This is a genomic window from Nocardia sp. NPDC024068 (assembly GCF_040638875.1).
Classification (GTDB): domain Bacteria; phylum Actinomycetota; class Actinomycetes; order Mycobacteriales; family Mycobacteriaceae; genus Nocardia.
Genome location: NZ_JBEZYU010000009.1, coordinates 105,536 through 116,463 on the forward strand (window position 1 = coordinate 105,536; position 10,928 = coordinate 116,463).

Here is a 10,928-nt window from a genome sequence, read left to right on the forward strand (position 1 = left end):
CGGTGCCGGTCAGTCCGGACGGATCGACAACGCGTGCCGGAAGACATCACCGGCGTCCCACTGCGCCTTGACCTGCTGCAATCGGGGGTAGTTCGCACCGTAGTACAGAGTGGACCAGGCGGTTCCGGAGGTGTTGTGGACGGGATCGGCCAGATCGGGGTCGGGATAGTTGATATAGCTGCCGCCGTCGCGTTCGCCCGGTACCGGGACACCGCCGGTGCCGTCGTAGAGCTCGCGGTAGAGGCGGCGGGCCACCCGGATATGCCGCTCGTCGTCGACGGGGAGCCGCCACGCCGCGTGGATGAGCATCTTCATGAACGAATCCCGGGCCGGCATCGCGGTGGCGTCCGGGGCCTGCGCGTTGATCGCACCGCCGAACGGCAGGAATTCCAGTGCCGATTCGCCGATGAACTCCGGGGCGGCGAGATTGCGATAGCAGGCCCGCAACTGTTCCTCGGTGTACGGCTGCCGGAGGTAGGCCGCCTTCGTCTTCACTCGCGGCGGCAGATCTGTACCCGGGTAATAGGTATTCGCGACGGTATCGGCGTAGCTCGCCTCGACCACCGGACGCACCACCGCTCCGGGCAGCACCCCCGCGGTGACGGTATCGATGAACTCACGGATCCGGTTGTGCGCGTCCGGATCACCGGAACTCTCCAGGATGAGCATCTCACCGGCCCCGGTGAGCCGCGGCCGGAACTGCACGGGCGCGTACAGCCCGGCGAAGCGGTTACCCGGTTCCCGGTGGGCGTGGTAGAAGTCGAGATAGTTCCGCATGAAGCGAACGAACGACTCCTCGGTGGTGAGCGGGAGATCCAGCCGGCCGGTGAGCACGGTCGCCGGAGGCCGGGGCAACGCCGATTCCGGTGCCGCACCGTCGGAATCCCGCGAACGCATCAGGAAGCGGGTCACCACACCGAAATTCCCGCCGCCCCCACCGGTATGCGCCCACCACAGGTCCTGATTCGGCCCGTCGGCGGTGGCCGTGGTCAAGCGCACCTCGCCGTCGGCCGCCACAGTAGCGACCTCCACGCCGTAGAGGTGGTCGGCCATGAGCCCCAGCTGCCGTGACAGCGGCCCGTATCCGCCGCCGATGATGTGGCCGCCCGCACCCACGGCCTTGCAGATACCGCCCGGCACGGTCACATTCCAGCGCGCGAGCCCGGTGTACACGTCTTCCATGGTGGCGCCCGGACCCACCGAGAACGCGCGATGCTCTGCGTCCCAGCCGATATCGCGTAGGCGTGTCAGATCGACGATCACCTGATTACCGGGATCGTCCACGAAACCTTCGAAGCAGTGTCCGCCGGAACGGACCGCGAGCCGCAGACCCTCGTCCACACTCCGGGCGACCGCGCGGCGCACCGCCTCGGCGGAGTCCGGCACGTGAAAACGCCGCGGCCGGGCCACGAAACGCCTGTTGTATCCCCGTAGGGCCAGGACACGGTAATCGGCGCCACCGGCGACGACGGTCGGTTCGGCGCGAGCGGACCCGATACCCGGGGTGGCCAGGGCGGCGGTCAGCGCGGTGCTGGCGAGGAAACGACGGCGAGACAGTGGCATCGGAAATCCCTGGGGCGGCGTCACGAGCGGCACCCCACCCTAGCCGCGCGGCACTTGTCTCCCGGCGCGAAACGCGGACGGATCAGATCAGATTCATGATCCCCCGGATGGTGAACAGCGCACCGAAACCGAACAGCACCCCCATACCGATAGCGCGACTGCGCGCCAGCATCCACTTCTCCGCCCGCTCCAGACCTCTGCGGGCGCGGGCTCCCAGTGCCAGGTACACCCCGATCGGAATCAGGAAGTCGAGGGCCGCGGCCAGCAGCAGTGCGACGGTGGCCAGCACCGCCCGGCCCGGCCCGACATGCGAACTGGCGATCACGCTCATACCCGACATCATGATGAACAGATTCGGGTTGATGACCGCGAGACCGAGCCCGGCCACCAGTACCCGGCGCGGCCCGGCATCACGGAGTTCGTCCAGCAGTCCCGGCCGCCCGTTGCCCTTGCGGAGGGGCCGGGCAGCGATCAGGATCCCGCCCCCCAGGAACAGCAGGCCGATCAGCAGACCTGCCACCGCCGAGGCCCGGTGCGAAGTCGAACCCTCTCCGGTGGCACCGCCGAGCAGCGCCGACAGCGCGATCAGGAGGTAGACGAAGACGAAGGCGCTGCCGAACACCAGCGGGTTGCGGACCGGGCGGCTCGACCGCAGCAGCAGAATGCAGCCGGCGATGGCACCGGGGGTCACGACCAGACCCACTATCTCCGGCAGAAGCCGCACCGCCAGGTCGCTCATACCGGCTCCTCGTCAGGCCGCGCCCGGGCAAACGCGGCTTCGGCGCCCGACCGGCCGCGGTGACGACTCTTGTGCGCTCGCGTCACGGGCACTTCACCCGGATCGGGTGAGCGGACCGGGCCGCCGCGGTTTCACCCGAATCGGATGATGCGACGCGGCGGTCGCGGGCGGAGGGTGGCGGGTATGACGAATGAGCGCTTGGGCCCCGTCGAACTGGCCGTGCTGGCCTTTCCCGGTAACCGGGTCGCGCCTTCGGTGGTCGGCGCGCTGCGCGAGGTGGTGGACAACGGTGACGCGACCATCATCGACCTGATCTACCTCTCGAAGACCGACGCCGGAGATGTCGTGCAGCTCGAGGTGGACGAACCGCTGCAGGACGTCGGGCTCGAAGGTCTGTCGGTCGACCCCCGCGGCCTGGTGAGCGACGCCGATCTCGAGATCGTCCGGGAAACCATCGAGCCGGGAACCTCGGCGGTCGTGGTGGTCTACGAGCAGACCTGGGCCCGTCGCCTGGGCGCGACCATCGCCGAGGCGGGCGGCGAACTGGCCCTGCACGTGCAGATTCCGCGCGACGCCGTGGACGCGGCGCTCGCCGCATCCTGAGAGAGGAAGCCTCATGGTCTTTCGAGGAGGGCGGGTAGGACGGCCGGGTCTGCTCGGCACGATGGCCCGTACGGCGGTCGTGGCCGGGACGGCACGCGCCACCACCAACGCATTCGACCGGCGCGCCCAGCGGCGCAATGCCGAACAACAGGCCTACGCCCAGCAGCAGGAGGCCTACGCGGCGCCGCCACCGCAGCAGTACGCGCCGCCACCGCAGGCCGCACCCGCGCCGGGCGAGGACGATATGGTCGCCAAACTGGAGAAACTCGGGCAGCTGCACCAGTCCGGCGCGCTCTCGGACGAGGAGTTCGCCGCCGCCAAGGCGCAGCTGCTGAGCTGACCGCGGACGGCTACAGGCCGTTGACGATCACTGCGTTGCAGTCCGCGGCCGCCTGGCGCAGCGGGATCGCCGCCTGGTACTCCTCGGACTCGTACCAGGCCCGGGCCGCCTCGGGCGATTCGAATTCCAGCACCACCGTCTGGGTGGCCGGCCATTCCCCTTCGAGGACCTGGGGCTTGGTATCGACCGCCAGCACGGTGACGCCCTTGGCCATCGCCTTCGCCGCCGCCTTGCCGTACTCGGCCATCCCCGCCGGGTCTTTGATCGACTCGGTCACGATGACATAGCCCTTGGCCATCCTGGTCTCCTTCACACACACAGATGAGCCGCTGCCGGCTCCCCGACGACCATACCCATAGCGCCGTTTACGGTTGTGGAAATCTCATATGCTGAAACTTGGAACCGCGATCTCTCCGGACCTGTGCGCGACAGCCGGCACGGCGAGCGCCCCCACCGACGTCACGTCCACAGCGTAGCCACGCCCCGCAGTGGGCCCCGCGGTCAAAATCTCCCGTTGCGGCGCAGCAGGTGGGGGCGCAGGCGGTTGAATCCCCGGACGCGCACGCTGCGCAGGTTCTTGATGCTGAACTCCGCATCACCCTCGAGCTCGGCCGCGGCGCCGTCGTCGACCAGGATCGTGCCCGGCCGGGCGACACCGGTCAGCCGCGAGGCCATGTTGACCGTGGACCCGTACAGATCGCCGAACCGCTGCAGAACGGGACCGTAGGCGAGCGCGACCCGCAGTTCCGGTGTGGTGCCCACGGTCATCGTGGACTCCTGGATCTCCAGGGCGATCCGCGCCGCCACGGCCGGCGATTCGGCGGCGAACATCACTTCGTCACCGACGTTCTTGATCACCCAGCCGCCGTTCTCGGCGATCGCGGCGGTGGTGGTGGATTCGAACGCCTCCAGCAGCGTGGACAGCTCGTCGGGGTGCAGATGGCGGGTGAGGCGGGTGTAGCCGACCATATCGGCGAAGCCGACGGCCAGGGTTCTGGTCGAATCGTGGGTGGGGCCGGTTTCGCCCAGTTGCCGGGTGAGCGCCGCGTCGAGGTGCCGCCGCCACGCATAGGAGAGCAGCGTTTCGATCAGTTCCACCGTCTCGGAGGTGGCGACGCGGACGACTTCGTCGGGATCGTCGGCGGGATCCGCGGCGGCGATCCGCCGGTCGATCTCCTTCACGACCAGATCGACCTGCCATTCGGCGAGACGCGCCAGGGTCTGGCCGATGGTGCGCGCCGTCGCGGCCTGCTGCCGGATATCGGCGTTCGCCAGGGCCCCGACCTCCTTGAACCGGTGGATGGCGGTGATATCGGCATCGGTGTAGTCGCGGGCGTCGTCGCTGTCGCTGGACGGGAAGCCCAGCGAGACCCACAGCCGCCGCGCCACCGCCGGGGTGACCCCGGCCAGTTCGGCCACCTCCAGACGGTTGTAGCGGCGGCTGCCGGAGAGCAGATGCTCCTCCGCCGCCGCGCGCACCAGCTCGGACCTGTCCTGCGACACCATGGCCGAAACCTTACGACGCGTCCGGTCCCCGGAGGGCGACCCCGGCGTATCGGGCAGTGATCCTCGTCATGCCCGGCGCGGCAACCGGGGCGCGCTACCGTGCCGCCGCGACCGGGCCCGCATCGGGTACCGGGATCTCGGCGGGCGGTTCGACGGGCCGCACGGTGACGCGCGGCGCGACCGGGGGCGTGGTGGGACGCGGCGCGGGCGCCTGGGCCGGTTGCGGGCTCGGTGTCTCCGGACGCGGGGACGAGGTGGTGTGCGCGGGTGGCGAGGCCGGGGCGGGCGTTTCGGCGAACGGCGACGCGGGCGCGGGGGCCTGCGCCTCCCGAGGATCCGGGACCGGAGCGGACGGTGTGGTCGTCGGCTCGGTTGTGGTGGCCGACGGCTCCGCGACTCCGGGGGCGGGTCGCGTGGTCGAGGCGGGCTGCGTGGTCGAGGCGGGCTGCGATCCGGGTGCGGGCTGCGCCTCCGGCACCCGGCCGGGCCGCGATCCCGGAGTCGGCTGCGGTTCCCGCGCCTGCTCGGGCGCGGGGACCGGCTCGGGGAACAGCGGGCGGTCGGTCGGGAGGTTGATGAAGCTCGGCGCGGCGGGGTCCAGCGCCAGATGCTGCGGTTTGAGCTCGGTGTCGTTGAGCATCGGCCGGAAGGCCAGCGCTTTGGGCGCGTTGGCGGCGAAGACGTCCAACCGCAGCCGGTGCCCCGGTTCGAGGGCCGCCTGGGTGGGAATGACCGCGATATCGAGCGCCACCGGCTCCCCCGGGCTCACCGGCAGCACACTGTCCAGAGTGATCGGATTGTGCGGGGCGGTGAGGTCGCCGTTCGGCGAGCGAGTGCTGCGCGATTCGTCGACGGCCCGCAGCGACGCGGTGAGCTGGCCGGTGCTCAGCACCTTGGAGGCGCCGTCGGGCGCCACATCGTTGACCGTGACACTCCAGTAGCCGTCGGAGGCGTCGTGCACGGTGTTCAGATGCACATTGATCGGACCGGACAGCACCGTCCGTTCGGCCACCGGGGCAGTGGTGAAGGTGAGCGCCCCGAGTTCGGCGATCCGGGAATCCTTGGCGCACGCGTCGATCACGGCCGCCAGACCGGCCGACCCCTGCGCGGTATCGCGCGAGCACACCGTCGACAGACCCGGGGCCACTGTCAGTTGGTCCTTCGCCCCCGGTTCGGGGACCAGCGACCCGTCGTGCAGGCTGGCGTCGGTCGAACCGCTGGGGTCGGCGGACAGATACACCCGCCGGTGGGTCATACCGGGCTGCGGGAATTCCTTCAGCACGACCCAGCCGCCGCCCTGTTCCCAGACGATCACCGGCCCGTATCCGGTGATGCCGTTGTCGATGTCCTTGAGCCAGTGGTCGAACCACGCCCGCTGCAGGACGTCCAGCCGCGGGGGCGAACCCGGGGTTCCGGTGCCCGCGCCGGGGTTGGCGTGATAGGTATCGCCGATGAGGAGCTGCTTACGGCCCGGCGGCAGCGGAATGTCGTTGTAGAGGGTGGTCGCGCTGTTGGCGAAGATATCGTGCCAGCCGCCGTAGACGAAGGTGGGAACGGTGATCTTCTCCGGCTGCCCCATGATCCCCTGCCGGAACGGACTGTCGTCGTCCAGCGCGGCGGCCAGCGTCGGCGGCATATCCCGCAGCGACGGGGTGAGCAGCGACTGGGCGAGCAGATCGTAGTTCGTCGCGGGGTCGGCCAATCTGTCGCGCAGCCACTGCCAATCGAAGGTGCCGTTGAGAATCGCCTGGAAATCCGGCATGAGTTTGGCCTGATTCACCTGGTTGAGCCACAGCGGCAGGAAGGTCACCCCCACACCGCCGCCCGGCGCCACCACATCGCGCATGAGATCACTGCCCGGTTCGACCGGGAAGATGGCCTGCAACGGTTTCGGGGCGTTCTCGGCGGCCCGCAACTGGTTGATCCCGGAATACGAGCCGCCGCTCATGGCAACCCGGCCGTTGGACCACGGCTGCGCCGCCGACCATTCGATGACCTCGCGGGTATCGAGCTGCTCCCGCGCCCCCAGGGTGTCCCACAACCCCTGCGACTGACCGGTACCGCGGACATCCACCGAGACCACGGTGTATCCGGCGTGCACCAGTTTGCGGTCCAGCCCCAGCACGGTGGCCACGGTGCCGCCGTCCAGCGCGTGCAGCAGATCCTCGAATCCGCTGATCGGCGTGCCGGACAGGTTGATCCGGCGCACCAGATCCATGGTGAAGCGCTGCGCCTCGGCATTGTTCATCGCCGAATCGATGAGGTTGCTCATCATCTTCGAATACGGCGTCATCGTGACGATGGTGGGCAGCGGTTTCGTCTCCACCTGATCGCCGGCGTGGGCGGGCCGGTACACATCGGCCTTGAGCACCACCCCGTCGCTCATGGTGAGGTGCACATCTTTGTCGATATGCACCTCGGGGTAGGGCTGCGGGCCGTCATGGGTATCGGTCCACTGCTTGGCCATCTCGGCCGGGGAGACGGCGGGAGTGGTGTCGCGGTGCACCGGCCGGTGGCCGGGTAACACCAGGATCAGCACGGCGGTCAGGACCATCACGGTGCCCGCGGACGCGGCCGCGATCCCGTGAACCCGGTACAGCCGCATGAAAAAACCTCCACCTCGTGGTTCCGGTTTCGCGCACAGGTGCCGCTGACGATAGCAACATGCTCTTGCCGAATCCGGTTCCGACGCGCAGTCCCGCCGGAACGAGAGTTCCGGCGGGACCGGCGATCACGCGGGAGGTTCGGCGGGCGGCGGCGAAAAGCCGCCCGCCGGAACCGGGTTCAGGCCGCGCGCCGGGCCCGCAGGACCAGATCCTTGATCTGATGGGCGGCGGCCGGGCGGTTGCGGTCGCGGCGATCGTCGACCTCGACGGTCCAGCCGTCACCGAGAAGTGCGCGGATCTCGGCGGGCGCATAGAAGGCGTACGGGTCGAAATGGTGCTCGTGCTCGTGCGGCGGCGGGAATTCGGCCGGGTCGTGGCTGACGAACAGCAACGTGCCGCCCGGTGCCACGGCGTCGAGCAGACCGCGCACGGTGACGTGCTCCGTTTCGTGCTCGATCGGGAAGTAATGCGCCGAGACCAGATCGAACGAACCCGCCGGCAGCGGGTCGGTGGTGATGTCGGCGCGCTTCCAGGTGATCTCCGGATGCCCGGCCGCAGCGCGGTCCAGCGCCACCTGCGAGATATCCACGGCGGTCACCTGCCAGCCCTGCTCCGCGAGCCAGTACGCATCGGCGCCCTCACCGCACCCGAGGTCCAGCACCCGGCCGGGGGTCATCCCGGTGACCTCCGCGACCAGCGCGTCATTGGGGAGGCCGCTGAACTTCTGCCCGTTCTCGCTGTACATATCATCCCAGAACTGCTGGTCCATGCCTGTTTCTCCTGTTGTGGTCGAGGGGTCGCCACCCAGGATCCGCACCATCGGGCAACTTGACAAATTTATTTGCCATATCTGCAATAGAGGGATGAATCCGGAGTTCGGCGATGTCATCAACGCGATAGGCCCGCGCCTGCGCGACCTGCGGCGTCGCAACGGCACCACGCTGGCGGCACTCTCCGAGGTCACCGGAATCCCGGTGAGCACCCTGTCGCGCCTGGAGTCCGGCCAGCGCAAACCGAGCCTCGAACTTCTGCTTCCACTGGCCAAGGCGCATCACATTCCGCTGGACGAACTCGTCGACGCGCCCGAGACCGGCGATCCGCGCGTCCACACCCGGCCCGTCACCCGGGGCGGCCAGACCTTCATCCCGCTGACCCGCAAACCCGGCGGCCTGCAGGCCTACAAACAGATCCTCTCCGGCCGCGCCTCCGCCGAACCCGATCCCCGCACCCACGAGGGCTACCACTGGCTCTACGTGCTCAACGGCAAACTCCGGCTGATTCTGGGCGACCGGGATATGACCCTGATGCCGGGCGAGGTGGCCGAATTCGATACCCACCTCCCGCACTGGTTCGGCAACGCCGACGAGAATCCGGTGGAGTATCTGAGCATCTACGGGCCGCAGGGGGAACGGTTCCACATCAAGGCGCGGTATCGCCCGTCGTAATTTCGGCACCACCCGTACGCTGGGAAAACGTTGATAGTTACCGCTTCGTTATCGCGGGCGGCCGTGTCGTTTCCGAATCAGCGCGCGATAACGCGAAATATGGCTTCCCGGGTTTGCAGGACCGACATATAGCTGTGGTGTATTTCCAACGCTGTTCGAGCAGTCGGTGAATATCCACCGCGACGCCGCGGTGAAAGTTTTTGCGATCCACCGGCTCTCGACCTGAGCACGGAGGACCGCAATTATGGATTCTGTACCGATACGTCAGCGCTGTGCCGCATTGGCCATTTTCGCCGCCGCGGCCGGCGCCATTCTCGGAACAATCACTCCCGCACCCGCCCAGGCCAAACCGGTCAGCGTGCCCGGCCTCGGCACCTTCGAAATCCCCGATCAACTCCCGTTGCCGGCCGGGTTCCCCGGTTTCGGCCTCCCTCCCATCCCACAGACCGCCCCCGCCCCGGCCACCGGCGGCGACCTCGCGGTCGCGGCGGCCCGCAGCAAACTCGGGGCGCCCTATGTCACCGGCGGCACCGGACCCAACAGCTTCGACTGTTCGGGGCTGGTGCAGTGGGCATACCGGCAGGCCGGCATCCAGGTGCCGCGCACCAGCTGGTCCCAGCTCTCCGCCGGGACACCCGTTCCACTGGATCAACTACGTGTCGGCGATGTGATCTCCTACAGCGGTGGCGGACATTCCGCCCTGTATGCCGGGGAAGGTCAGGTGATCCACGCCGCGACGTCGACGGTGGAAATCTCTCCGATGTCGTATTCGCCCGTGGTCGGAGTACGACGCTTCTGACACGGGCCCGCGTCGTGGCCCCAGGGACCGGTAGCAAGCCCGAACCACAGCCACGGGCCCACGGCGCACCGGATACACCGCCCCGGATCGTTCGCCGGGGCGGTGTATCCGTATATGCCGGTCAGAGACGCTCGATGATGGTGGCGTTCGCCAGTCCACCCGCCTCGCACATGGTCTGCAGGGCGTACCGGCCGCCGGTCTGCTCGAGATGGTTGACCATGGTGGCCAGGATCCGCACACCGGAGGCGCCCAGCGGATGCCCGAGCGCGATCGCCCCGCCGCGCGGGTTCAGTTTCTCCGGATCGGCGTTCAGTTCGTGCTGCCAGACCAGCGGCACCGGCGCGAACGCCTCGTTGACCTCGTAGGCGTCGATATCGTCGATGGTCAGACCGGCTCGGTCCAGCACCTTCTTCGACGCCGGAACGGGGGCGGTGAGCATGAGCAGCGGATCGTCGCCGACCACCGCGAAGGAATGGAACCGCGCCCGTGGCCGCAGCCCCAGCCGGCCCGCCATCTGCTCGCTCATGATGAGCGCCGCGGACGCACCGTCGGTGAGCGGCGAGGAGTTTCCCGGCGTGATGGACCATTCGATCTCCGGGAACCGCCGCGTGTACTGCTCGTCGGCGAACGCCGGTTTCAGGCCCGCCAGCTTCTCCGGCGTGGACCCGGCCCGGATGGTCTCGTCGGCGGTGAGCTCACCGGCGGCCACCAGTTCGTTGTCGAATCCGCCGGCCGCCGCGGTCTCGGCCGCCAGCCGATGCGAACGCGCCGCGAACGCGTCCAGGGTGGCACGGTCGAACTTCCAGCGGGCGGCCAGGATCTCCGCGGCGATCCCCTGCTGCACCAGACCCTCGGGATACCGGTGCGCGATCGGGCCGCGGTTGGCGTCCTGCCCCTGCGCGTTGGAGAACATGGGCACCCGGCTCATCGACTCCACACCGCAGGCGATGGCGAGATCGTAGGCCCCCGACATCACGCCCTGGGCGGCGAAATGCGCGGCCTGCTGGCTGGAGCCGCACTGCCGGTCCACGGTGGTGGCGGGCACGGATTCGGGGAAACCGGCGGCGAGCACAGCGGTGCGGGAGATATTGAACGCCTGCTCCCCGCTCTGCGTGACACAGCCGCCGATCACGTCGTCGACCAGGGCCGGGTCCAGATCGTTGCGTTCGCGCAGCGTGGTGAGTACCCCGGCGAGCAGGGTCGCCGGATGCACCGCGGACAACCCGCCACCCACCTTGCCCTTACCGGACGGCGTGCGAACCACATCGACGATGACGGCGGACTGCATAGCCCCTCCTGAAATGCTTGTTCCGGCCGGTCAAGTTAA

At 68.8% G+C, this 10,928-nt stretch carries 11 protein-coding genes; 4 read left to right on the plus strand and 7 right to left on the minus strand.

The annotated features are described in order from the left end of the window. Positions 1-9: 9 nt before the first annotated feature. Together AB0F41_RS11725 and AB0F41_RS11730 are read right to left on the minus strand one after the other, a co-directional pair. A complete protein-coding gene (locus AB0F41_RS11725; RefSeq protein ID WP_357422755.1) occupies positions 10-1,563 on the minus strand; it encodes an FAD-binding protein in 1,554 nt (517 codons plus the stop codon). Positions 1,564-1,645: 82 nt separating this feature from the next. Continuing rightward, on the minus strand, positions 1,646-2,302 hold the full coding sequence (locus tag AB0F41_RS11730; protein ID WP_357422756.1) for a GAP family protein: 657 nt from the start codon (positions 2,300-2,302) through the stop codon (positions 1,646-1,648). Positions 2,303-2,485: 183 nt separating this feature from the next. Between AB0F41_RS11730 and AB0F41_RS11735 the strand changes: the two genes are divergently transcribed. Together AB0F41_RS11735 and AB0F41_RS11740 are read left to right on the plus strand one after the other, a co-directional pair. Next, on the plus strand, positions 2,486-2,905 hold the full coding sequence (locus AB0F41_RS11735) for a DUF6325 family protein (RefSeq protein ID WP_357422757.1): 420 nt from the start codon (positions 2,486-2,488) through the stop codon (positions 2,903-2,905). Between the two features lie 13 nt (positions 2,906-2,918). Then, entirely contained in the window at positions 2,919-3,245 is a 327-nt protein-coding gene (locus AB0F41_RS11740; protein ID WP_357422758.1) for an SHOCT domain-containing protein, read from the plus strand. 10 nt (positions 3,246-3,255) lie between these two features. Here the strand turns inward: AB0F41_RS11740 and AB0F41_RS11745 are convergent, their stop codons facing one another. The 4 genes from AB0F41_RS11745 to AB0F41_RS11760 all read right to left on the minus strand — a co-directional run bounded on the left by AB0F41_RS11745 (position 3,256) and on the right by AB0F41_RS11760 (position 8,126). Next, on the minus strand, positions 3,256-3,543 hold the full coding sequence (locus tag AB0F41_RS11745) for a DUF1330 domain-containing protein (protein ID WP_357422791.1): 288 nt from the start codon (positions 3,541-3,543) through the stop codon (positions 3,256-3,258). 203 nt (positions 3,544-3,746) lie between these two features. Further along, positions 3,747-4,751, minus strand: a complete 1,005-nt coding sequence (locus AB0F41_RS11750) for an adenylate/guanylate cyclase domain-containing protein (RefSeq protein WP_357422759.1) — start codon at positions 4,749-4,751, stop codon at positions 3,747-3,749. 94 nt (positions 4,752-4,845) lie between these two features. Beyond that, the gene (locus tag AB0F41_RS11755; protein ID WP_357422760.1) at positions 4,846-7,356 is read right to left on the minus strand and encodes a CocE/NonD family hydrolase; all 2,511 of its coding nucleotides are present in this window, start codon (positions 7,354-7,356) and stop codon (positions 4,846-4,848) included. Positions 7,357-7,535: 179 nt separating this feature from the next. Beyond that, positions 7,536-8,126: a class I SAM-dependent methyltransferase gene (locus tag AB0F41_RS11760; RefSeq protein WP_357422761.1), complete on the minus strand. Its 591-nt coding sequence runs from the start codon at positions 8,124-8,126 to the stop codon at positions 7,536-7,538. 94 nt (positions 8,127-8,220) lie between these two features. Between AB0F41_RS11760 and AB0F41_RS11765 the strand changes: the two genes are divergently transcribed. Then, positions 8,221-8,802 carry a helix-turn-helix transcriptional regulator gene (locus AB0F41_RS11765; RefSeq protein ID WP_357422762.1) on the plus strand — a complete coding sequence of 194 codons (582 nt, stop codon included), beginning with the start codon at positions 8,221-8,223 and terminating at the stop codon, positions 8,800-8,802. Positions 8,803-9,046: 244 nt separating this feature from the next. Continuing rightward, complete coding sequence (locus AB0F41_RS11770) at positions 9,047-9,601, plus strand: C40 family peptidase (protein WP_357422763.1); 555 nt, start codon at positions 9,047-9,049, stop codon at positions 9,599-9,601. 121 nt (positions 9,602-9,722) lie between these two features. On the opposite strand, the gene AB0F41_RS11775 is transcribed toward AB0F41_RS11770, so the two are convergent. Then, a complete protein-coding gene (locus AB0F41_RS11775; RefSeq protein WP_357422764.1) occupies positions 9,723-10,889 on the minus strand; it encodes a thiolase family protein in 1,167 nt (388 codons plus the stop codon). Between the last annotated feature and the right edge of the window lie 39 nt (positions 10,890-10,928).

Excerpts from the sequence above, each read along its gene's own strand:
- AB0F41_RS11725 (WP_357422755.1), bottom strand. The coding sequence starts at position 1,563 with ATGCCACTGTCTCGCCGTCGTTTCCTCGCCAGCACCGCGCTGACCGCC.
- AB0F41_RS11730 (WP_357422756.1), bottom strand. The coding sequence starts at position 2,302 with ATGAGCGACCTGGCGGTGCGGCTTCTGCCGGAGATAGTGGGTCTGGTC.
- AB0F41_RS11735 (WP_357422757.1), top strand. The coding sequence starts at position 2,486 with ATGACGAATGAGCGCTTGGGCCCCGTCGAACTGGCCGTGCTGGCCTTT.
- AB0F41_RS11740 (WP_357422758.1), top strand. The coding sequence starts at position 2,919 with ATGGTCTTTCGAGGAGGGCGGGTAGGACGGCCGGGTCTGCTCGGCACG.
- AB0F41_RS11745 (WP_357422791.1), bottom strand. The coding sequence starts at position 3,543 with ATGGCCAAGGGCTATGTCATCGTGACCGAGTCGATCAAAGACCCGGCG.
- AB0F41_RS11750 (WP_357422759.1), bottom strand. The coding sequence starts at position 4,751 with ATGGTGTCGCAGGACAGGTCCGAGCTGGTGCGCGCGGCGGCGGAGGAG.
- AB0F41_RS11755 (WP_357422760.1), bottom strand. The coding sequence starts at position 7,356 with ATGCGGCTGTACCGGGTTCACGGGATCGCGGCCGCGTCCGCGGGCACC.
- AB0F41_RS11760 (WP_357422761.1), bottom strand. The coding sequence starts at position 8,126 with ATGGACCAGCAGTTCTGGGATGATATGTACAGCGAGAACGGGCAGAAG.
- AB0F41_RS11765 (WP_357422762.1), top strand. The coding sequence starts at position 8,221 with ATGAATCCGGAGTTCGGCGATGTCATCAACGCGATAGGCCCGCGCCTG.
- AB0F41_RS11770 (WP_357422763.1), top strand. The coding sequence starts at position 9,047 with ATGGATTCTGTACCGATACGTCAGCGCTGTGCCGCATTGGCCATTTTC.
- AB0F41_RS11775 (WP_357422764.1), bottom strand. The coding sequence starts at position 10,889 with ATGCAGTCCGCCGTCATCGTCGATGTGGTTCGCACGCCGTCCGGTAAG.